Source organism: Streptomyces sp. NBC_00557, assembly GCF_036345995.1.
GTDB lineage: Bacteria > Actinomycetota > Actinomycetes > Streptomycetales > Streptomycetaceae > Streptomyces.
In genome coordinates, this window is sequence record NZ_CP107796.1 from 1,735,914 (window position 1) to 1,757,036 (window position 21,123).

At 73.3% G+C, this 21,123-nt stretch carries 16 protein-coding genes and 2 pseudogenes; 5 read left to right on the forward strand and 13 right to left on the reverse strand.

The genetic code is table 11. The features are described from left to right. Positions 1-14 precede the first annotated feature (14 nt). The gene (locus tag OG956_RS06960) at positions 15-539 is read left to right on the forward strand and encodes a transglycosylase SLT domain-containing protein (RefSeq protein ID WP_330337058.1); all 525 of its coding nucleotides are present in this window, start codon (positions 15-17) and stop codon (positions 537-539) included. A gap of 100 nt (positions 540-639) precedes the next feature. Here the strand turns inward: OG956_RS06960 and OG956_RS06965 are convergent, their stop codons facing one another. The 8 genes from OG956_RS06965 to OG956_RS07000 all read right to left on the reverse strand — a co-directional run bounded on the left by OG956_RS06965 (position 640) and on the right by OG956_RS07000 (position 11,406). Continuing rightward, the gene (locus OG956_RS06965) at positions 640-2,886 is read right to left on the reverse strand and encodes an SWIM zinc finger family protein (protein WP_330337059.1); all 2,247 of its coding nucleotides are present in this window, start codon (positions 2,884-2,886) and stop codon (positions 640-642) included. After that, positions 2,883-5,726, reverse strand: coding sequence for a DEAD/DEAH box helicase (locus OG956_RS06970; protein WP_330337060.1), 2,844 nt, complete (start codon positions 5,724-5,726; stop codon positions 2,883-2,885). The genes OG956_RS06965 and OG956_RS06970 overlap by 4 nt, the downstream gene beginning before the upstream one ends. Before the next feature lie 98 nt (positions 5,727-5,824). Then, complete coding sequence (locus OG956_RS06975) at positions 5,825-6,403, reverse strand: sugar kinase (protein WP_330337061.1); 579 nt, start codon at positions 6,401-6,403, stop codon at positions 5,825-5,827. Further along, positions 6,400-7,545: an ROK family glucokinase gene (locus OG956_RS06980; RefSeq protein ID WP_330337062.1), complete on the reverse strand. Its 1,146-nt coding sequence runs from the start codon at positions 7,543-7,545 to the stop codon at positions 6,400-6,402. The genes OG956_RS06975 and OG956_RS06980 overlap by 4 nt, the downstream gene beginning before the upstream one ends. Before the next feature lie 117 nt (positions 7,546-7,662). Then, positions 7,663-8,433 carry an ATP-binding cassette domain-containing protein gene (locus tag OG956_RS06985; RefSeq protein ID WP_330337063.1) on the reverse strand — a complete coding sequence of 257 codons (771 nt, stop codon included), beginning with the start codon at positions 8,431-8,433 and terminating at the stop codon, positions 7,663-7,665. Beyond that, positions 8,430-9,491: an ABC transporter permease gene (locus tag OG956_RS06990; RefSeq protein ID WP_330337064.1), complete on the reverse strand. Its 1,062-nt coding sequence runs from the start codon at positions 9,489-9,491 to the stop codon at positions 8,430-8,432. Before OG956_RS06990 ends, OG956_RS06985 begins: the two co-directional genes overlap by 4 nt. Beyond that, a complete protein-coding gene (locus tag OG956_RS06995; protein ID WP_330337065.1) occupies positions 9,488-10,492 on the reverse strand; it encodes a sugar ABC transporter substrate-binding protein in 1,005 nt (334 codons plus the stop codon). Before OG956_RS06995 ends, OG956_RS06990 begins: the two co-directional genes overlap by 4 nt. A 176-nt stretch (positions 10,493-10,668) precedes the next feature. After that, positions 10,669-11,406, reverse strand: coding sequence for a GntR family transcriptional regulator (locus tag OG956_RS07000; protein WP_330342764.1), 738 nt, complete (start codon positions 11,404-11,406; stop codon positions 10,669-10,671). A 129-nt stretch (positions 11,407-11,535) separates the two neighbouring features. Between OG956_RS07000 and OG956_RS07005 the strand changes: the two genes are divergently transcribed. After that, positions 11,536-12,558: a Gfo/Idh/MocA family protein gene (locus OG956_RS07005; RefSeq protein ID WP_330337066.1), complete on the forward strand. Its 1,023-nt coding sequence runs from the start codon at positions 11,536-11,538 to the stop codon at positions 12,556-12,558. An 87-nt stretch (positions 12,559-12,645) separates the two neighbouring features. Here the strand turns inward: OG956_RS07005 and OG956_RS07010 are convergent, their stop codons facing one another. Then, positions 12,646-13,830, reverse strand: coding sequence for a cytochrome P450 family protein (locus OG956_RS07010; RefSeq protein ID WP_330337067.1), 1,185 nt, complete (start codon positions 13,828-13,830; stop codon positions 12,646-12,648). 226 nt (positions 13,831-14,056) lie between these two features. On the opposite strand from OG956_RS07010, the gene OG956_RS07015 reads away from it, so the two are divergent. Then, positions 14,057-14,443, forward strand: a complete 387-nt coding sequence (locus OG956_RS07015) for a ribonuclease domain-containing protein (RefSeq protein WP_330337068.1) — start codon at positions 14,057-14,059, stop codon at positions 14,441-14,443. Between the two features lie 89 nt (positions 14,444-14,532). Here the strand turns inward: OG956_RS07015 and OG956_RS07020 are convergent, their stop codons facing one another. After that, a complete protein-coding gene (locus OG956_RS07020) occupies positions 14,533-16,917 on the reverse strand; it encodes a phosphoketolase family protein (RefSeq protein WP_330337069.1) in 2,385 nt (794 codons plus the stop codon). 272 nt (positions 16,918-17,189) lie between these two features. Here OG956_RS07020 and OG956_RS07025 point away from each other — a divergent pair. Together OG956_RS07025 and OG956_RS07030 are read left to right on the forward strand one after the other, a co-directional pair. Beyond that, a pseudogene (locus OG956_RS07025) lies at positions 17,190-17,294 on the forward strand (LuxR family transcriptional regulator); the annotation flags it as partial. Positions 17,295-17,416: 122 nt separating this feature from the next. Further along, positions 17,417-17,572: pseudogene (locus tag OG956_RS07030) on the forward strand (D-arabinono-1,4-lactone oxidase); the annotation flags it as partial. A 44-nt stretch (positions 17,573-17,616) separates the two neighbouring features. Here the strand turns inward: OG956_RS07030 and OG956_RS07035 are convergent. From OG956_RS07035 to allB, 3 genes are all read right to left on the reverse strand, one after another. Continuing rightward, positions 17,617-18,432: an AIM24 family protein gene (locus OG956_RS07035; RefSeq protein ID WP_330337070.1), complete on the reverse strand. Its 816-nt coding sequence runs from the start codon at positions 18,430-18,432 to the stop codon at positions 17,617-17,619. 124 nt (positions 18,433-18,556) lie between these two features. Continuing rightward, positions 18,557-19,696, reverse strand: coding sequence for an allantoicase (gene alc, locus OG956_RS07040; protein WP_443065665.1), 1,140 nt, complete (start codon positions 19,694-19,696; stop codon positions 18,557-18,559). 43 nt (positions 19,697-19,739) lie between these two features. Then, positions 19,740-21,080: an allantoinase AllB gene (gene allB / locus OG956_RS07045; protein ID WP_330337072.1), complete on the reverse strand. Its 1,341-nt coding sequence runs from the start codon at positions 21,078-21,080 to the stop codon at positions 19,740-19,742. Between the last annotated feature and the right edge of the window lie 43 nt (positions 21,081-21,123).

Sequence of the window (21,123 nt, forward strand, 5' to 3'; positions counted from 1 at the left end):
AGGATTACTTCCGCATGGCCAAGACCACCCGCACCCGCATCGCCCGCCTGCGCACGCTCGCCCTGACCGGCATCACCACCACCGGCGCGGCGGCCGCCGCCCTGACCCTGATGCCGACCACCGCACAGGCCGCCGAAGCGAACCAGGTGCCCGCCCACACGGTGGTCACGGCCTCTTCGCACGACGCCGGCACCGCCGCCAAGGGCCAGACCGCCGGCACCGGCAACCTCGACGCCTGGATCAAGAAGTCGCTGAGCATCATGAAGGCCAAGGGCATCCCCGGCAGTTACGAGGGCCTGAAGCGCAACATCATGCGCGAGTCCGGCGGCAACCCCGGCGCCCAGAACAACTGGGACGTCAACGCCAAGCAGGGCACCCCCTCCAAGGGCCTGCTGCAGGTCATCGACCCGACCTTCCACGCCTACCACGTGTCCGGCACCGCCAACAGCATCACCGACCCGGTGGCCAACATCACCGCCGCGGCCAACTACGCCGCCCACCGCTACGGCTCCATCGACAACGTCAACTCGGCCTACTGAGCCGGGTACTGCGCCTGCTGAGCCGGGCACCCCAGCACCGCGAGGCCGGTGCCGGCAGCGACCACCGCTGCCGGCACCGGCCTCGTCGTGCCGCGGGCCGTCATACGTCGTCCGGTGTGCCGAGGCCGGTGAGCGCGCCCACCGGGTCCAGGTCGGGGGTGCCCCGGGGCCACCAGTCGTCCCGGCCGGGCTCCGACTCGTAGGCGTACCACAGGCCGTCACGGCCGAGGCGGAGCTGGACGTGGCCGCGCGGATGGGTCAGGCGGTTGCGCCAGGGGCGGAACGCCGGGAGGTCGGCGGCGAGCAGCAGCGGGCGGGCCCGGTCGAAGCGGCCGGCCGGCGGATCCCACGGCTCCTCCAGGGCGGCCAGCCCGTCGGGGCCGCCCTGCCGCCAGGCCGCGACGGCCCGCGCGAGGTCGGCCGGGCTGCGCCCCACGGCCGCGGCCAGCGCGGCGTAGAGCGCGCGGGTGGCGGCGGTGAGCCCGGAGCCGGGGCGGGCCGCGGCCAGGCGCACCGCGTCCTGCCACAGGGTCAGCTCCCCCACCGGGTCGCGTCCGGTGGTGAGCAGCGCGTGGGCGCGGGCGGCGGCGTCGGTCGCCAACTGGTCCAGCGCGAAGGGGTCCGGGCCGCCGGGCGCCGCCGGATACACCGGCGGCTGCTCGGGGTGCGGCGGCACCGGCAACGGCGGCGGCACCGGCGGCAGTTCGCGCGGGGCGAGGGCCTCGCTGGCGCGTACGCCGGGCAGGGTCTCCGGCTGCCGGTCCCGGGCGGCGCGGGCCGCGCGGGCGGCGCTGCGCCGGGACAGCGCGTCGAGCAGGCTCCGCTCACCCCGGCCGCGCAGCAGGAGCAGCACGAACGGGTCGGCGTCGAGCAGCCGCGCCGTCTGGTAGCAGAGCGCGGCCGCGTGCTTGCAGGGGTGTCCGGAGTCGGGGCAGCTGCACCGCGGTACGAGATCGCCGGGGCCGGGCAGCAGCGGCACACCGCAGTCGGCGAGGGACTGGGGCAGCTCCTTGTCGAGCAGCGCGGCGATGTGGCCCGGCCGGTCGGCGGCCGCGTCCAGGAAGCGCGCCCAGTCCTCGTCGTCCAGCGTGCGGACCCGCACCTGTACGCGGTAGGGGCGCGGACGGCTCCCGCGGACGTACGCCAGCACGAGCCCCGGGGTGACGGTGATCGCGTCGACGTGCCCCTGGTCGGCGTAACCCCGGCCTCTCGCCAGCCTCTTGGGATCCAGCGCCCCCTGCTCCAACGCGTCCACCCAGGCGTTCCCCCACCAGGTGCCCGCGAACGGCGCACCCTCAGCGGTGGCCTCCCGTGGCCCGAACTCCGGGAAGGTACGGCGCAGTTCCCCGTCACGGTGGGGGGTCGCCATGGTGGTGGGCAGGTGCGGGGGTGCTGCGGCGGGGGTGGCAGGTGGGTTGTGGAGGGGGGTGGCGGGGTGGCGAGTCGATTCTGGGTGCGGGTCTGTCTCTCGGCCTTGGGCCGGGTCTGGGTCTGGGTTCGTGGTGTGCGGGGTGGTGGGATCCGGGCCGGTGCGCGGGGACGTCCGCTCGGCGGGTGTGGGGTCCGGCCCGGCGGAGACGGTTCCGGGGGTCCGTGGGCCCGGTGGGGACGCCTTCGCGGGTCCCAGGTCGGGCGTGCCGGTGGTGCCGGTGGTGTCGGCGGTCTCCGGGTGGTCCTCCTCCGTGTCGGACCACGCCGGCATCCGGAAGGCGGTCTCCAGGTAGCGCCGCATGTCCTGGACGGCCTTGAGCCGGGCGGCCCGCGCGGCCGAGCCCGGTTCGGAGCCCGGGGTGGCACGCGCCGACGAGCGGCGGTCGGAGCCACCCGCCGCCGCTCGGGCCCCGCGCCATGCGCGCGGCCCCGCCGCCCCCGTCCGCCCACGAGCGGCGTCCTCTCCCTCGGCGCCCGCCGCCTGCCGCCGGGCCGCACGCAGCGCTTCCCTGGCGACATCGGCGGGCCGGGCCTGCGGCCTGGCCGCTCCGGGCTCGGGCGTGCCGGTCCCGGCTGCGCGGGTCTCGGGTGTGCCGCCCGTCCCCGCCGCACCGGTCTCGGCCTCGTCCGTCTCCGCTGCGTCCTTCTCCCCCGCCGGGCCGGTCCGGGGTGGGTCCTGGTCGAAGGTGCCGTTCCCGCGGGTGCCGTTCCCGAAGGTGCCGTTCGCGCCGGGGGCGGCCGGACGCACAACCGACGCGTCTTCGCCCCTCTCCCGTCGCGCGGCCGGCCCCCGCTCCCCCTCCGCGCGCTCGGCCGGCGCCCGCTCCCCGCCCTCACGCTCGGCCCTCGCCCGCTCTCGGGCGGTGCGCAAGGCGCGGCGGGCGGCGGCTGCGGGGCTTTCGTCCTCGGGGGTCACGACGGCCTCCTCAGTGAGACGAGGTCGGACAGCTCGCGGTCGGTGAGCTCGGTGAGGGCCGCCTCGCCGGAGCCGAGGACGGCGTCGGCCAGGGCCCGCTTGGCGGTGAGCATCTCGGCGATGCGGTCCTCCACCGTGCCCTCGGTGACCAGACGGTGGACCTGGACGGGCTGGGTCTGGCCGATGCGGTACGCACGGTCGGTGGCCTGCTCCTCCACCGCCGGGTTCCACCAGCGGTCGAAGTGGATGACATGGCCCGCGCGGGTGAGGTTCAGGCCGGTGCCCGCCGCCTTCAGGGACAGGACGAGGACCGGCGTCTCACCGCTCTGGAAGCGGTCGACCATGCGCTCGCGCTCCGGCACCGGCGTGCCGCCGTGCAGCAGGTCGACCGGGACCGCGCGGGCGGACAGGTGGGCGGTGATGAGCCGGGCCATGCCGACGTACTGGGTGAAGACGAGCGCCGAGCCGTCCTCGGCGAGCAGCGTGTCCAGCAGCTCGTCGAGCAGGGCGAGTTTGCCGGAGCGGTGGACCAGGCGGTCCCGGTGCGCGTCCTCCTTCAGATACAGCGCCGGATGGTCGCAGATCTGCTTCAGCGCGCCCAGCAGCTTCAGCACCAGGCCGCGCCGCGCCATGCCCTCGGCGGTCTCGATGGCCAGCATCGACTCGCGCACCACCGCCTCGTACAGCGCGGCCTGCTCGCGGGTGAGGGGGACGGGGTGGTCCGTCTCGGTCTTCGGGGGCAGCTCGGGGACGATGCCGGGGTCGGACTTCTTGCGGCGCAGCAGGAAGGGACGGACCAGGCGGGCCAGGCGCTCGACCGCCTCCGTGTCCTCGCCGTTCTCCACCGCTCGCGCGTGCCGGGCGCGGAACGACTTGAGGGGGCCGAGGAGCCCGGGGGTGGTCCAGTCGAGCAGGGCCCACAGCTCGGAGAGGTTGTTCTCCACCGGGGTGCCGGTGAGCGCCACGCGCGCGGGGGCGGGGATGGTGCGCAGCGCCTTGGCCGTGGCGGAGTACGGGTTCTTCACGTGCTGGGCCTCGTCGGCGACGACCATGCCCCAGGGGCGGTCGGCGAGCTGGGCGGCCGCCGACCGCATGGTGCCGTAGGTGGTGAGGACGAAGCCGCCGTCGACGCCCTCCAGGGTGCGGTCCGGGCCGTGGAAGCGGCGGACGGGGACGCCGGGGGCGAACCGGGTGATCTCCCGCTGCCAGTTGCCGAGCAGGGAGGCCGGGCAGACCACGAGGGTCGGCTCGGTGCGGGCGCGCTTGAGGTGCAGGGCGATGAGGGTGACGGTCTTCCCGAGGCCCATGTCGTCGGCGAGGCAGCCGCCGAGGCCGAGGGAGGTCATGAGGTCGAGCCAGGCGAGACCGCGCAGCTGGTAGTCGCGGAGGGTGGCGTTCAGGCCCGGAGGCGGGTCCGCCGGGCGCAGGCCCGCGGTGAGCCGGTCGCGGAGGGCGGCCAGCGCCCCGACGGGCACGGCCTCGACGGTCTCGCCGTCGACGTCGGCGGTGCCGGTGAGGGCGACGGACAGCGCGTCGACCGGGTCGAGCAGGCCCAGTTCGCGCTTGCGGGCCTTGCGTACGAGGGCCGGGTCGACCAGCACCCAGCGGTCGCGGAGCCGTACGACCGGGCGGTGGGCCTCGGCGAGGGCGTCCATCTCGGCCTCGCTGAGCGGGTCCCCCCCGAGCGCCAGCTGCCAGCGGAACTGCAGCAGGTCCTCGCTCTCGAAGAAGCCGGTGCCGTCGGTCGCCGAGCCGGGCGCCGGGCGGACCACGGCGGCGGCCGTGAGGTCCCGGGCGAGGTCCCGCGGCCAGTGCACGGCGACGCCGGCGGCGGCCAGGCGGGCGGCGCCGGCGCCGAGCAGCTCCCCCAGCTCCTCCTCGGACAGGGCGAGGACGTCCGGCACGTCCTGCTCGGCGAGCCGCTCCAGGGGCGGCCACACCCGGGCCGCGCGCCGCACCGCGAGGGCGGCGTCCACGCGCGCGCGGGGCCCGAACGCCGTGTCGGCCTCCCCCGCCCACAGGGCCGCCGCGTCGGCCACCAGGGTGGGGTCGGCGAGGCTGTGCACCTGCACGATCGCGGCTCCGGCGGCACGGGTGCCGTCGCTCTGGCCCGCGTCGAAGACGTCGTACGCGGACAGGTCGAGGCGCAGGGAGATCCGCACGCCGGCGTCCATGCCGGCGGCGACCTCGGCCGCCCAGTCGTGGGCCTGCGGCAGGGCGACGGGCTCCCGGGCGGCGAAGGGGCGGCCTGCGGTGTGCGGGGCGGCCGGGGTGCGGGGCAGGGTGTCGGCGACCGCGTCGAGGAAGGAGCGGATCAGGGCCTCCGGCTCGGGCAGCCGGAGCGGCCCGGGACCCGCCAGCGGCACGGCGTGGCCCTCCGGGGGCAGGGCCGCGGCGATCGCGCGCAGATGGGCGATGTCCTCCGGCTCCAGCGGGCCGGCCCGCCAGGCGTCGTGTCCGGCCGGGGTGAGGCCCGGCAGCAGGCGGCCGCGGGCGGCCAGGCGCAGCGCGTGCAGTGCGGCGGCGCCCCAGCAGGCCGTGGCCGGATGGGCGGCCGGGTCGCGGCGGGCCCGGACCAGCAGGGGCAGGGCCTCGGCGAGCGGCAGGGTCAGCGCGGGCACCTGCCGGCGGCGCACCGCGGCGCCATGCCGCCGTACGACCGTGATTTCGTCGGTGCCGCCCTCGACGGGCCCGGCGCCGGGGTCCCAGAAGGCGACGCGGCCCTCGCGCGGGAGGGGCGCCGGGAGGTAGACGGACGCCAGGCGCGCCGGAACCGGAGCCCCGGTCCGCCCGGAGCCCGCCGTGCGCTCGGCCGGCGCTGCCGTGCCGCCTGTGCTCATACGTCCTGCCACCTCCCGCCCCTGTGCCGGATCAGACGTCTTCGACTCTACGGGCGGGGTCTGACAATCGGCCCCGGGCAGCGGCCGGGGCCCGCTGGTCACGGGACCGTGCGGGAGACGACGTAGACCATCGGGTAGTTCGGGTCGGACATGTTCACGACCACGTCCTGGGTGGGCGCCGGGTTCTTCTGCGCGTGCGTCAGGCCCCACCAGGGGCCGGTGCCGGTGAAGCGCCAGCCGCTGACCTTCTGGTCGCGGGCGCCGATGGCGATGTCGCCCTTCTTCAGCTGCTCCCGGCGGGTGCCCATGGTCTGCAGGAAGGCGTCCAGGCCGGCGTCGTTGGTGCGGAACTGCACGTACAGGCGGCTGGTCTTCCAGTTGTTGGTCTCGTAGTAGGCGATGGAGTCGGCGGGGTGCGGGACGTCCACCTGGTACAGGCGGCGCTGCACCTTCGACGGCCAGCCGGGGGTCAGGCCGGTCGCCGAGTACTTGGCCTCCTTGTCCTTGCCGCTGTTGCGGCTCTGGTTCGCGGAGATCACCAGGTAGCCGGCCGGGACGCCGATCAGCAGCACGATGATCAGCAGGGTGAGCGCGCGGCGTCTGGCCTTGTGCCCGGGGTTCTCGGCGGGGTGGCGCGGCTCTTCCGGCGCGGCCTGGCGGGGCAGGGCGGCGGTCATGCGGTGTCCCGGTCGCGGCGCGCCTGGGCGTACCGCTCGTAGCGTTCGTAGCGCTCCACCCGGCGGCGCTTGGCCCGGCGGAACCGGCGGGCGACCAGCCGGGCCAGGTCGGCGGCGCCCACCATGCCGGCCTCGGGGCCGAGCTGGGCGCGGGTGATGCGGGCCTCGGGGCGGTAGCCGCGGCCGGTCAGGTGGCGCTTGAAGGCGTCCCGGGCCGGGCCGATGAGCAGGTCGTCGGCGGCCGAGACCCCGCCGCCGATGACGAAGCAGGACGGGTCGAGGGCGGCGGCGAGGTTGGCGATGCCGACGCCGAGCCACTGGCCGATGTCCTGCAGCAGCTCGACGCACATGGCGTCGCCCTCGCGGGCCAGCTCGGTGATCATCGGGCCGGTGATCTCGTGGATGTTGCCCTTGACGCGCTCGATGATCCCGTAGGCCACCGGCGAGTCGGCCGCGGCCAGCTCCCTGGCCTCGCGGACGAGCGCGTTGCCGGAGCTGTACTGCTCCCAGCAGCCGCGGTTGCCGCACGGGCAGCGGTGCCCGCCGGGCACGACCTGCATGTGCCCGAACTCACCCGCGACGCCGTACTTGCCCCGCTTGACCTGGCCGTCCTCCAGGATGGCGCCGCCGATGCCGGTGCCGAGTGTGATCATGACGAGGTGGTCCTCGCCGCGGCCCGCGCCGAACCGCCACTCCGCCCAGGCGGCGGTGTTGGCGTCGTTGTCGACCAGGACCGGGACCGCGAGGCGGCCGGCGATGCGGTCGCGCAGCGGTTCGTTGCGCCAGGACAGGTGGGGCGCGAACAGGACGCGGTTGCGGTCGGCGTCGACCCAGCCGGCCGCGCCGATGCCGACGGCGTGCACGTCGTGCCGGTCGGACAGGTCCAGGACCAGTTCGACGATGGTGTCCTCGACGACCTTGGGGCTCTTGGACTTGTCCGGGGTCTCCGTGCGGAGCTTCTCCAGGATGTTGCCGTCGGCGTCCACGACGCCCGCCATGACCTTGGTGCCGCCGATGTCGATGCCGACCGTCGGCACCCGGGGTGCGGTCAGGTGGGAGCGGCGTTCCCTGGTGCCGACCGTGCGGAGCACGGGGGCCCGGCGGGAGCCGATGGGGGCGGTGAGGTCGCGGTAGGTGCTCATCGTTCGTCGATTCTGCCGCACGCTCACGCTGAGTGCGGCGCGGGGCAACGAGAGCGAGTGCGCGATCGTTGCCGGGTGCGGGCCCGTCGTGGTTGATCGCGCAGTTCCCCGCGCCCCTCAACCACGTTGCAGTTCATGGCGCAGAGCCTCGAGGTCGCCTCCCCCGGCCATCTGTTGCGTCAGCTCGTCCACCGTGATCTCGTCCCGTGTGCAATTTCCCACCATCGTGCCCCGGCGCAGCAGCACGAACCGGTCTCCCACCAGGTACGCGTGATGCGGGTTGTGGGTGATCAAGACAACACCCAGTCCCTGGTCGCGTGCCGCGGCCACATATTTCAGGACCACACCGGACTGCTTCACGCCCAGTGCCGCCGTCGGTTCGTCCAGGACGAGGACCTTGGCGCCGAAGTGGACGGCGCGGGCGATCGCCACGCACTGGCGTTCACCGCCGGAGAGGGTGCCGATGGGCTGGTCGACGTCCCGCAGGTCGATGCCCATGCGCAGCAGCGCCTCGCGGGTCGTACGGCGCATGAGGCCGGTGTCGAGGCGCTTGAAGGGGCCCGTGCCCTTGCGGGGCTCGGAGCCCAGGAAGAAGTTGCGCCAGACCGGCATGAGGGGGACCACCGCCAGGTCCTGGTAGACCGTGGCGATGCCGCGGTCCAGGGCGTCGCGCGGGGAGGTGAGGGTGGTCTCCTCCCCTTCGATGCGCAGGGTTCCGCCGTCGTGCCGGTGCAGGCCCGCGATGATCTTGATCAGGGTGGACTTGCCGGCCCCGTTGTCACCGAGGACGCAGGTGATCCGGCCCGCGTGGACCTCCAGCGAGACGCCCTCCAGGGCGCGGACGGTGCCGTAGTGCTTGCTGACGTCGGTCAGCTGGACGAGCGTCATGCGTCGGCCTCCGCGCGCTTCTTGACCCAGGCGTTGAGCAGGGTCGCGAGGAGCAGCATCGCTCCCAGGAAGAACTTGAACCAGTCGGGGTTCCACTCGGCGAAGACGATGCCCTTGCTCGTCATGCCGAAGAGGAGGGCGCCCACGGCGGAGCCGATGGCGCTGCCGTAGCCGCCGGTGATCAGGCAGCCGCCGATGACGGCGGCGATGATGTAGATCAGCTCGTTGCCGACGCCCTCGCCGGACTGGACGGCGTCGTAGGAGAACAGCAGGTGCTGCCCGGAGACCCAGGCGCCGAAGGCCACGCCCATGTAGAGGCCGATCTTGGTCCTGGCGACCGGGACGCCGACCGCGCGGGCCGCGTCCTGGTTGCCGCCGACGGCGAAGATCCAGTTGCCGGCCCGGGTGCGCAGCAGGATCCAGGAGGCGAGGGCGACCAGGCCCAGCCACCACAGGATGGTGACCTTGACGTCGACGCCGCCGACGGTGAGCGTCGAGGCGAAGACGGCGTGGGCGGAGGGGAAGCCCTCCATGTCGCCGATGGTCTTGGTGGACACCGTGCCGTCGATCAGCTTGGTGAAGCCGAGGTTCATGCCGGTCAGCATCAGGAAGGTGCCGAGCGTGATGATGAAGCTGGGCAGCCCCGTGCGGGTGAGCATGAAGCCGTTGAAGGCGCCGACGGCCAGGGTGACCAGGAGCGAGACGCCCACGCCCACCCAGGTGTTCGCGGTCATCTGGTAGCTGGACATCGAGGAGACCAGCGCGGAGGAGGTCACCAGGACGCCCGCCGACAGGTCGAACTCGCCGCCGATCATCAGCAGCGCCACCGGTACGGCCATGATGCCGATGGCCGAGGAGGCGTACAGGACCGTGCTGAGGCTGGAGGCGTTGAGGAAGCCGTCGGCGGCGAAGGCGAAGAAGACGAAGACGGCGAGCGCGCCGACGACCGAGCCCAGTTCCGGCCGGGAGAGCAGCTTCTTCAGCGGCGAGCTCTGCAGAATCCTTTCGTCAGCGGTCTTCGGGGGTTCCGCGGACGTCTTCTCGGCGGTCGCGCTCATCGGGTGCCCCGCTCGGTGTACGCGGCCAGCGCGGCGGCCTGGTCCCTGGTGACGATCTGCGGGCCGGTCAGCACCGGCCTGCCCCCGCCGAGGACGTCGCCGTTGTACTTGTAGGCCCACAGCAGGTCGACCGCCTCGTAGCCCTGGAGATACGGCTGCTGGTCCACGGCGAAGCCGAGGGTGCCGTTCTTCAGCTCGGCGGCGACCTGGGCGTTGAGGTCGAAGGTGTCGATCTCGGCCTTGCTGCCCGCGTCGTTCCTCGCCTTCACGGCGGTGTCGGCGTAGGGGGCGCCGAGGGTGACGACGGCGTCGACGGAGTGGTCGGCCTGGAGCTTGGCCTCGACGGCGGACTGGACGTCGGGCATGTTCGTGCCGTTGACGTAGAGCTTCTGGAGCGTGCCGTGGAAGGTCCTGGCGACGCCGGCGCAGCGCTGCTCGTGGCCGACGTTGCCCTGCTCGTGCAGCACGCACAGGGCCTTCTTCCTCCCGCGCCTGTCCAGCTCCTCGCCGACGGCCTCGCCGGCGATCGTCTCGTCCTGCCCGATGTGGGCGAGGGCGCCGAAGGCCTTGGACTCCTCCGAACCGGAGTTCACTGTGATGACCGGGATGCCGGCCTTCTCGGCGCGGGCCACGGCGGCCTTCATGGCGTCGGGCTTGGCGAGCGTGACGATGATGCCGTCGACCTTCTTGTCCACCGCCGCGTCCACCAGCTGGGCCTGCTGCTGGGCCTGGTCGTCGTGCGAGTAGAGGAAGTTGATGTTGTCCTTCACGGCGGCCTGCCGGGCGCCGCTTTGCACGATGTCCCAGAAGGTGTCGCCGTCTCCCGAGTGGGTGATCATCGCGAAGGTCCAGCGCGGGGTGTTCACCGCCGCCCTCCCCTGGGCCGCGGCGGCCTTGCGGGCGTCCTCGGCCCGCTTGCCCCCGGTGCTGCTGCACGCTGCCAGAGACAGCGAAAGTGCCCCGGTCAGCGCGATGACTGCCCAGGTCCGAAACCGTGCCACGAGGCGATGCCCCTTCTTGCCGTGTCCGTCTTGCTGTGTTCGTACGTGCGCAAGGGCCGGCGATCAGCTCGGCGGCCCCAAATGCATCAGTATCAAACACCGGTCACACTCATGACACGGCGGGGAGCGGAGGCCCGTTCGATTGTCCGGACATTGCGACGAATCCGGGCCCGCGATCAGGACCGTACGAGCAGCTGGAACTCGAAGGAGTAGCGCGTGGGGCGGTAGACGTGGTCGCCGAACTCGACCGCCCGGCCGGTGTCGTCGAAGGTGGTGCGCTGCATGGTGAGCAGCGGCGCGCCCTCGGCCTCGGCGAGCCGCTCGGCCTCGGCGGCGGTGGCGCCGCGGGCGCCGATGGACTGGCGGGCGCTGTGCAGGGTGATCCCGGCGGAGCGCATCAGCCGGTACAGGCCGGTGGCCTCCAGCTGGTCGGTCTCCATCTCGAGCAGGCCGGTCGGGAGATGGTTGATCAGGTACGCCATGGGCTCGCCGTGCGCGAGGCGCAGCCGCTCGACGCGGTGCACCTCGCCGCCCTCGGGCACGCCGAGCGCGGCGGCGACCGCGGCGGAGGCCGGCACGAGGGTGTTGACCAGCACCTTGGTCGCGGGACGCTGACCGGCCGCCTCCAGGTCGTCGTAGAGGCTGCTCAGCTCCAGCGGGCGCTTGACCTGGCTGTGCACCACCTGCGTGCCGACGCCTCGGCGGCGCACCAGGAGACCCTTGTCGACCAGGGACTGGATCGCCTGGCGGACGGTCGGCCGGGACAGGCCGAGCCGTGCGGCCAGCTCGATCTCGTTGCCGAGCAGGCTGCCCGGAGTGAGGGCGCCGTGCTCGATGGCCGCCTCCAGCTGCTGGGAGAGCTGGAAGTACAGCGGCACCGGGGAGCTACGGTCCACATGGAGGTCGAGCGACACGGTGGGGTCCACATCTGGTTTCGGCACGGCCCGAGCGTAGCCCCGTGGCCGGTTGACGGGAAGTCGTGAAGTCCGATTGTCCGGACATACGCATTGACAGGGTACGGGGTCCGACCGCACTTTGTTTCCATGCGCATCGGGGTCATCGGTACGGGCCGCATCGGCACCCTTCACGCGAGAACGCTCAGCCGGCACCGCGACGTCGGATCGCTGATCCTGACGGACGCGGATCCCGCACGGGCGCAGGGCCTGGCGCACCGGCTGGGCGAGACGGCGGCGCCGGGGGTGGACGAGATCTTCACCTGGGGCGTGGACGCCGTGGTGATCACGACGGCCACGTCGGCCCACGCCGAGCTGATCGGCCGGGCGGCACGGTCGGGCCTGCCGGTGTTCTGCGAGAAGCCGATCGCGCTCGACCTGCCGGGCACGCTGCAGGCGATCGCCGAGGTCGAGGCGGCGGGAACGATCCTGCAGATGGGGTTCCAGCGGCGTTTCGACGCGGGATACGCCGGCGCCCGCGAGGCCGTGCGCTCGGGACGGCTTGGCCGGCTGCACACCGTGCGCGCGCTGACGTGCGACCAGTCCCCTCCCCCGCCAGAGTGGCTGCCGCTGTCCGGCGGGCTGTTCCGGGACACGCTGATCCACGACTTCGACGTGCTGCGGTGGGTGACGGGCCGTGAGGTGACCGACGTCTACGCCACCGGGTCGGACGCCGGGCCCGCGATGTTCCGCGAGGCCGGGGACGTCGACACGGGCGCGGCGCTGCTCACGCTGGACGACGGCACACTCGCCACGGCCACGGCGACCCGGCTGAACGGCGCCGGGTACGACGTGCGCATGGAGCTGGCCGGGGAGCGGGACACGGTCGTGGTGGGCCTGGACGACCGTACGCCGCTGGCGTCCACCGAGCCGACCGGGCCACCGCCCGCGGACAAGCCGTGGCCGGGCTTCCTGGAGCGGTTCGGCCCCGCGTACGAGGCCGAACTGAACGCCTTCGTGGACGTGATCCGCGGCGAGCGCCCCAACCCGTGCGACGGCCACGAGGCCCTTCAGGCGCTCCGCGTGGCGGAGGCCTGCGAGATCTCCCGCCGGGAGCGGCGCCCGGTGGCCCTGGCGGAGATCCCGGACGGGACACGGACGGCCGGCGGCTGACCGGCTCCCGCGGGGCCGGCCGCCGACCGGGTGGGTGTCTGGCGGCTGACCGGTGAGGTCATCCGCCGGTGCGCCCGGACCGTCGGCCTACCAGCGCACCGGCAGGGTGCGGACGCCTCTCATCAGCAGGCCGGGGAGCCATTCGCCGGGCGGGCCGTCGAGGGCGAGGGCGGGGGCGCGGCGCAGGAGGGTGCCGATGGCCGTGCGGCCCTCCAGGCGGGCCAGGGGTGCGCCCAGGCAGTAGTGGATGCCGTGGCCGAAGCCGAGGTGGCCGCGGGTGTCGCGGCGGATGTCGAAGCGGTCGGGTTCGGCGTAGCGCGCGCCGTCCCGTCCGGCGGCGGCGAGGCCGATCACGACATGGTCTCCCTGCTCGATGGCCGCTCCGCCGACCTCCAGCGGCTCGGCGGCGAACCGGTAGGTGGCGCTGTGCACCGGGCCCTCGTAGCGCAGCATCTCCTCGACGGCGCCGTCCAGGAGGCTCATGTCGGCGCGGAGCGCGGCGAGTTGGCCGGGGTGGGTGAGCAGGGCGTGGACGCCGTTGCCGATGAGGTTGACGGTGGTCTCGTGGCCCGCGACCAGCAGCAGGAAGGCCATGCCGCGCAGCTCCTGCGCAGAGAGCCGGTCGCCGTCCTCGGCGGTGGTGCGGATCAGATCGCTGAGCAGGTCGCCGGTGGGGCCGGAGGCGCGCTTGTCCTCGATCAGCTCGGTGAGGTACGCGCCGAGGCGGACGACCGCCTCGTACCCCGTCTGCTCGGTGGTCGGGGCGACCACCTCCGTGGACGTCTTGCGGAACTCCTCGCGGTCCATGCCGGGGACGCCGAGGAGTTCGCAGATGACGGTGATGGGCAGCGGGTAGGCGAGCGAGGCGATGAGGTCGGCGCGGCCGGCCGGGAGCATCTCGTCCAGCAGTTCGTCGGTGATCTGCTGGACGCGCGGGCGCAGTTGCTCCACCCGGCGCATCGTGAACGCCCGCGCGACCAGACCGCGCAGCCGGGTGTGCTGGGGCGGATCGGTGGCCAGCAGATGCCGGCCGATCATCTCCTGGTCCATCACGGTCACGCCGATCCTGCTCGCGTCCTTGGCCAGCCGGGTGTCGGCGAGGGCCGCCCGCGCCTCCGCGTACCCCACGATCAGCCAGGACGCGTCCTGCCAGCCCGGCAGCCGGACCCGGTGCACGGGGCCCTGCTCGCGGAGCCGGGCGTACACCGGATGCGGATCCGTGCGCAGCGCCTCCTCGAACTCCCCCAGTTCGACCACGTGTTGCCCGTCCATCGCTCCCCTTCCGGACGCCCCCGGGGCCCACCGGGCTCCTCCCGGTACCACGACAACGCACGGCGCCCGGGCTTGGTGCCCGCCACGGCCGAGAAGCGCGATCCACGCTCACGAACGTGCAGACGGCGTGTGCCCGGTTAACTCCCCGAGAACTCATGGGACGTGCCGGAAAACTCCCCATGATTGTCATTGACATGCCACCTTCTACGCGCGTCATCATGAGGCCATGAGATTCCCCCCACACATCACGCGTGTCGGCGCCGCAGCCGCCGTCCTGTCCGCTCTCCTCGTCGGCGGCACCGTCGGCGCCACCCCGGCGTCCGCCGCGGTCGGCAGCGTCTGCTACAGCGACCTGCCCTCCCAGGCGTACGACACCCTGGACCTGATCGACCAGGGCGGCCCCTTCCCGTACTCGCAGGACGGCACCGTCTTCTCCAACCGCGAAGGCGTCCTGCCGAGCGAGCCCAGCGGGTACTACCACGAGTACACGGTGATCACGCCCGGCTCCTCCACCCGCGGCGCGCGCCGCATCGTCGCCGGTGAGCAGTACCAGGAGGACTACTACACCTCCGACCACTACGCCACGTTCGACCTCATCGACTTCGGTTGCTGAGGTCCGGCATCCCGACAGGACGACCCCGCGTGCGCGTGCCCTGACAGGGCACGCGCACCCGCGTTCCGGGCCGGCCGGCTCACCGGCGCTCAGCCGTCCCAGGTCCAGTCGGCGACCTCGGGCAGGTCCATGCCGTGCTCGCGGATCCAGACGTGGTGCCGCTGGCGGGCGTCCTCCATCCGCTGGCGTACGGCGGCGGCGCGGACCGCCAGGCCGGGGACGCGGTCGATGACGTCCATGACCAGTCGGTAGCGGTCGAGGTCGTTGCGGACCACCATGTCGAACGGCGTCGTCGTGGTGCCGATCTCCTTGTAGCCGCGCACGTGCAGGTGCCTGTGGCCGCTGCGGCGGTAGGCCAGGCGGTGGATCAGCCACGGGTAGCCGTGGTAGGCGAAGATCACGGGCTTGCCGGCGGTGAACAGGCCGTCGTACTCGAAGTCGCTCATCCCGTGCGGGTGTTCCTCACCGGGCAGCAGCCGGGCGATGTCGACGACGTTCACCACCCGCACCGCCAGCTCGGGCAGGTGCCGGCGCAGCAGCTGGGCGGCGGCCAGCACCTCCTGGGTGGGGACGTCGCCCGCGCAGGCCAGTACGGCGTCCGGTTCCCGGGTGCCGTCCTCGGTGCCGGCCCACTCCCAGATGCCTGCCCCGCGCGCGCAGTGGACCTTCGCCTCCTCCATGGACAACCAGTCGAAGCAGGGCTGCTTGCCGGCGACGATCACGTTGACGTAGTCCCTGCTGCGCAGGGCGTGATCGGCGACCGACAGCAGCGTGTTGGCGTCCGGCGGGAGGTAGACCCGCACGGCCTCGGGGCTCTTGTTGAGGATGTGGTCGACGAAGCCCGGGTCCTGGTGGGAGAAGCCGTTGTGGTCCTGGCGCCACACGTGCGAGGTCAGCAGGTAGTTGAGGGAGGCGATGGGGGCCCGCCAGGGCAGCCGGCGGGTGGTGCGCAGCCATTTGATGTGCTGGTTGACCATCGAGTCGACGATGTGCACGAACGCCTCGTAGCAGGAGAACAGCCCGTGCCGGCCGGTGAGGAGGTAGCCCTCCAGCCAGCCCTGGCAGGTGTGTTCGGACAGGATCTCCATCACCCGGCCGTGCCGGTCGAGGTGCTCGTCCACGTCCAGCGTGCCCGCCTGCCAGGCCTTGCCGCTGGCCGCGTAGACCGCCTGAAGCCGGTTGGAGGCCGTCTCGTCCGGGCCGACGAGCCGGAAGTCGCGCCGGTCCGCGGTGGCGGCCATGACGTCCTGGAGCATGTCGCCGAGGACCCGGGTCGGTTCGTGCAGGGTGGCGCCGGGCTTGTCGACCTCGACGGCGTACTTCTCCAGCGGCGGCAGCGGCAGTTCACGCAGCAGCAGGCCTCCGTTGGCGTGCGGGGTGGCGCCGAGCCGGCTCCTGCCCTCGGGGACGCAGGCCAGCACGTCCGGGCGGGGGGCGCCGTGCTCGTCGAACAGCTCCTCGGGCCGGTACGAGCGCAGCCACTGCTCCAGCTGCCGCAGGTGCTCGGGGTTGTCGCGGACGGCGGCCAGCGGGACCTGGTGGGCGCGCCAGGTGCCCTCCACGGGCAGGCCGTCGACCTCGGCCGGGCCGGTCCAGCCCTTCGGGGTGCGCAGCACGATCACCGGCCAGCGCGGCCGCTCGGTCGCGCCGTCCTCCCGGGCGGCGCGCTGGATCGCCGCGATGCGGTCCAGCGCGGTGTCCATCGCCCCCGCCATCGCCCGGTGCACGGCCGCGGGGTCGTCGCCGGTGACGTGGACGGGGTCGTGGCCGTAGCCGCGCAGCAGGTCGTCGAGTTCGCCCTCCGGGATCCGGGCCAGCACGGCCGGGTTGGCGATCTTGTAGCCGTTCAGGTGCAGGATCGGCAGCACCGCGCCGTCGCGGACCGGATCGAGGAACTTGTTCGAGTGCCAGGAGGCGGCCAGCGGCCCCGTCTCGGCCTCCCCGTCGCCGATCACGCAGGCCACCAGCAGGCCGGGGTTGTCCAGGGCGGCGCCGTAGGCGTGGGAGAGCGCGTAGCCCAGCTCGCCGCCCTCGTGGATCGAGCCCGGCGTCTCCGGAGCGACATGGCTGGGCACCCCGCCGGGGAACGAGAACTGCTTGAACAGCCGGGCCATGCCGGCGGCGTCCCGGGTGATGTCGGGGTACGTCTCGGTGTACGAGCCCTCCAGCCAGGAGTTGGCCAGCACGGCCGGGCCTCCGTGGCCGGGTCCCCACACGCACAGCGCCTCCAGGCCGCGGGCCTTGATCACCCGGTTGAGGTGGGTGTGCACGAGGTTCAGGCCCGGAGAGGTGCCCCAGTGGCCCAGCAGACGCGGCTTGACGTGCTCGGGCCGCAGCGGCTCGGTCAGCAGGGGGTTGGCCATCAGGTAGATCTGGCCGACGGACAGGTAGTTCGCCGCGCGCCAGTGCGCGTCCAGCGCCCTCAGCTCGTCCTGCTCCAGCCGTGCGGGCACCTGCTGCGTGTCGGCGGACATCGGGGTTCCTTTCCGTGTCGGGGCAGCGGTCGGGTGTCGTGCGCGGGGTTGCCCTCTCCACCCTCCGCCGCAGCGCCGGGTGCCCGACAGGGCCGTTCGGGTCACACCCGCCGACGGCATCCGGTGCCGTCCGGCCCGGATCGGGTGCGGGGCCGCGCGGCGCCGGCGCCGGCCGGGGGCCCGTACCGCGTCGACGGCCTCTGGGCGCCGGGCACGGGCAGGGCGGCGACCCTCCCCCGGCCGCAGCGCCGAGACCGTCTACGGCGGCCAAGTGGGAGGCCATGGCCGGCGACCTGCTCCTCGTGCCGCCCGCCCGGCACAGCGTGCAGGCCCTGGAGGACTCCGCCGTCCTGCTGACGGTCGCCAAGCCCCGCTGACCCGCCCCGGCCGCCCGCACACGGGGGTCGTCGGCCCGCGAGCCGAGCACCACCGGGAACGTCAGCAGGTGCAGGGTGTCGAGGAGCCTGAGGTCGATCAGGGAGCGGACGAGGGCGCCGGTCCGGTGGTGCGCCGGCTGGAGGAGGCGCCGGAGCCGTTCGACCCGCGGCCGCACTGGGGGAAGGTCTTCGAGATCCCCTCGGCCGCGCTCCGCGGGCGGTACGCGCGGTTCGACGACTTCGCCTCACTGGTCCGCCGGACGGACCCGGGCGCGGAATCTGCTGTCACCGTCTCAGACCCCGCCGCCCGTAACTCATCGGCTCAGCCGGCGTGGGTGGAGAACAGTCCGCCCGTCGGGCCCTGCTTGTCGCCGCCCTGGGCCTTCTTCAGCGCGTTGGCGAGGCTCTCGATGGTGAGGGACTGCAGGATCACCCGGCCGTTGCCCTCCAGGGTGGCCAGGGACAGGCCCTCGCCGCCGAACACGGCGTTCATGATCCCCTGGCGGTTGAGGCCGCCGACGCGCTGGACGCCGTACTGGATGCCCTCCTCGAAGGCGACCACACAGCCGGTGTCCACCTCGATGCGGCCGCCGAAGTCGGCCGGGTTGAGGTCGATGAAGTTGCCCGCGCCGGCGATGATCACCGTGCCGTACCCGGTGAACTTCTCCAGGATGAAGCCCTCGCCGCCGCTCATGCCGGTGCGGCCGCCGGCGAAGGCGATGCCGAAGTCGACGGTGGACTCGGCGGCCACGAAGGCGTCCTTCTCGGCGAACCACGCGCGCGTGCCGTCCAGTTCGAGGGCGCGCATCTCGCCCGGGAGGACGCCCGCGAAGCCGACCGTGCCCTGGCCGCCCTGGGAGGTGAAGTACTGGAACGCCAGCGACTCGCCCGCGAGCATGCGCTGGCCGACCTGCATGGCGGTGCCCATGGCCTGGCGCAGCAGGCCCCCCATGCCGCCGCCGGAGCCGCCCTGCTGCTGTCCGCCGTTGTTCGACGGGCCGGACAGGCGCGTCTCCATGGTCACGTTCGTCGTCTTGAACAGGAACTTTCCGGCCTCGCAGTACACGGTCTGGCCGGGCTGCAGGTTGACGACCGCCATCTGCATGGCGTTGCCGACGATCTCTTGCTGAAGGGTCACGCGGTGAGAACGCGGGAGCCGGACCCGTAAGTTCCAGCCGCCGGGAATCGGGTCCGTGCGGGTGACGCGCGGAGCGCCCCGGTGCTGTCCGGGCCGGGGCGCCCCGCGCGTGTCAGGGGGCGGGTCAGCCGCCGAGTTCCTGGTGTCGGGCGGCGAGGCCGGCGGCGCCCTGCTCGGTCAGGGAGCCGTACAGGCGCAGGCGGGAGATGCCGCCGTCGGGGAAGATGTCGATCCGCGCGTGCGTGCCGACGGCGGGCTCGGGGAGCACGAAGCGGTGGTTGGTGTCGGGCTGCAGGCGGGTGCGGGGAAGGATCTCGCTCCACTCGCCGTTCTCGCCGTTCTTCACGGACACCGACGCCCAGCCGGCGCTGTTGCCCTTCAGGCAGGCCGTGTCGATCTCGATCGCGCGGATCCGGGACTGGGCCACGAGCCGGTAGCGGATCCAGTCGTTGCCCTGGTCGCGGCGGCGGCGGGTCTCCCAGCCGTCGTCCATCTTGCGGGAGCGGCCCGGCTGGATGGTGTTGGTGGCGGGCGAGTAGAACAGGTCGGAGGCGTCCTCGACCCGGCCGCCGTTCTCCAGCGCGACCACGTCGAAGGTGCCCAGCACCGACAGCCACCGCGGGTCCGGGACGACCTCGCCGTACACGCGCAGGCGGGCGATGCCGCCGTCGGGGTGCTGGTTGACGCGCAGGTGCGTGAAGCGCTGCTCGACGCCGACCTCGAAGCCGTTGGCCGCGTGGCCGCCGACGGCGGTGCGCGGGACGATCGTCGTCCACTTCACGTCCTCGCCCAGCAGTTCCTCCGGGGACGGCGCGCCGGGTACGGACGTCGCCTCGACCGAGACCGCCTGCGGGTAGTTGCCGCGGAAGTGGGCGGTGTCCACGACGATCCCCCGGATCACGCCGGGCGCGCCGAGCCGGACCAGCGCCCAGTCGTGGTCCTCGGCGGTCGGCCAGGGGTGCTCGGCGGAGACTCCGCGCCGGCGGCGGGTCTCCCAGCCGTCCATGATCTTGCCCTTGTGCCCGAAGTGCTCGGGGTCGAACTCCGCCCGCTCGGGCACCAGCAGGTTCTCGCGCTGGGCGAAGAACTCGTCGTTGGCGGCGATGACACCGGCGCCGAGCTGCCGGTCGGCGAGGTTGGCGTACCGGGTGAAGGGGAAGTCGGCGGTGCGGTAGTCCGCGTACGGGTCGCCGCCTCCGTAGGGGTTCGCGTCGCCGGTGAAACTCGCCGAACTCGATTGATGCAGCGCCGTCACGGTGATCAGGGGGTCCTTTCCGGAGTCGGCCGGGTGCGGATGCGGGGGTGGCTTACTGGGGGCGGGCGAGCAGGGCGCCCTTCGGGGCGGTGAACTCGCCGCCGTCGACGATGCGTTCGCCGCGCAGCCAGGTGGACTTCACGACGCCGCGCAGGGTCTTGCCGGCGTAGGCGGTGACCCGGTTGCGGTGCTGGAGGCCGGCCGGGTCGACGGTGAAGGTCTCGTCGGGGGCGAGGACGGCGAAGTCGGCGTCGTGACCGGGCGCGATGGCGCCCTTGCGGGCGCCGAGGCCGGCCAGGGCGGCGGTCTTCGCGGACATCCAGCGCACGACGTCCTCCAGGGCGTACCCACGCGCGCGTGCCTCGGTCCAGACGGCGGACAGGCTCAGCTGGAGGCCGGAGATGCCGCCCCAGGCGGTGGCGAAGTCGTCGGTCTTCAGGTCGGCGGTGGAGGGCGAGTGGTCGGTGACGACGCAGTCGATGGTGCCGTCGGCCAGCGCCTCCCAGAGCAGGTCCCGGTTGGCGGCCTCGCGAATCGGCGGGCAGCACTTGAACTCGCTGGCGCCGTCGGGGACTTCCTCGGCGGTGAGGGTGAGGTAGTGCGGGCAGGTCTCGACCGTGATCCGCACGCCCTCGGCGCGGGCGGCGCGGATCAGCGGCAGCGCGTCGCTGGAGGACAGGTGCAGCACGTGCACGCGCGCGTGGAGGCGGCGGGCCTGCGCGATGAGGTTCGCGATGGCGGTGTCCTCGGCGTCGCGCGGCCGGGAGGCGAGGAAGTCGGCGTACCTGGGGCCGCCGTGCTGGGGTGCGGCGGCGAGGTGGTGCGGGTCCTCGGCGTGCACGATCAGCAGGCCGTCGAAGCCGGCGATCTCCGCCATGGACCGGGCCAGCTGGTCCTGGTCGAGGTGCGGGAACTCGTCCACGCCGGACGGGGACAGGAAGGCCTTGAAGCCGAAGACGCCGGCGTCGTGCAGGGGACGCAGGTCCTTGACGTTGTCGGGCAGGGCGCCGCCCCAGAAGCCGACGTCGATGTGCGCCTTGTCGCGGGCGACGTCCTGCTTGATCCGCAGGTTCTCGACGGTCGTGGTGGGCGGGAGGGAGTTGAGCGGCATGTCGATCAGGGTGGTGATGCCGCCGGCCGCCGCCGCGCGGGTGGCGGTCCAGAAGCCCTCCCACTCGGTGCGGCCCGGGTCGTTGACGTGCACGTGGGTGTCGACCAGGCCGGGCAGCAGGACGTGGTCGCCGAGGTCCTCCAGCCGGGCGCCGGCCGGGGCCGGTGCGTCGTAGGGCAGGACGGCCGTGATCGTGCCGGCGGACACGGCGACCGTGGCGGCCCGCGTCCCTTCCGGAGTGATGACGCGCGTCGAGCGCAGGACCAGTTCAGCGTCGGACACCCGAACCCCTCTCTGTACCGCCGTTTTACGCCCAGGAAACGGA

Bases quoted from the DNA above. Each gene is read 5' to 3' on its own strand.
- OG956_RS06960 (WP_330337058.1), top strand. From the start codon at position 15: ATGGCCAAGACCACCCGCACCCGCATCGCCCGCCTGCGCACGCTCGCC.
- OG956_RS06970 (WP_330337060.1), bottom strand. From the start codon at position 5,726: ATGAGCACAGGCGGCACGGCAGCGCCGGCCGAGCGCACGGCGGGCTCC.
- OG956_RS06975 (WP_330337061.1), bottom strand. From the start codon at position 6,403: ATGACCGCCGCCCTGCCCCGCCAGGCCGCGCCGGAAGAGCCGCGCCAC.
- OG956_RS06980 (WP_330337062.1), bottom strand. From the start codon at position 7,545: ATGAGCACCTACCGCGACCTCACCGCCCCCATCGGCTCCCGCCGGGCC.
- OG956_RS06985 (WP_330337063.1), bottom strand. From the start codon at position 8,433: ATGACGCTCGTCCAGCTGACCGACGTCAGCAAGCACTACGGCACCGTC.
- OG956_RS06990 (WP_330337064.1), bottom strand. From the start codon at position 9,491: ATGAGCGCGACCGCCGAGAAGACGTCCGCGGAACCCCCGAAGACCGCT.
- OG956_RS07005 (WP_330337066.1), top strand. From the start codon at position 11,536: ATGCGCATCGGGGTCATCGGTACGGGCCGCATCGGCACCCTTCACGCG.
- OG956_RS07010 (WP_330337067.1), bottom strand. From the start codon at position 13,830: ATGGACGGGCAACACGTGGTCGAACTGGGGGAGTTCGAGGAGGCGCTG.
- OG956_RS07015 (WP_330337068.1), top strand. From the start codon at position 14,057: ATGAGATTCCCCCCACACATCACGCGTGTCGGCGCCGCAGCCGCCGTC.
- OG956_RS07020 (WP_330337069.1), bottom strand. From the start codon at position 16,917: ATGTCCGCCGACACGCAGCAGGTGCCCGCACGGCTGGAGCAGGACGAG.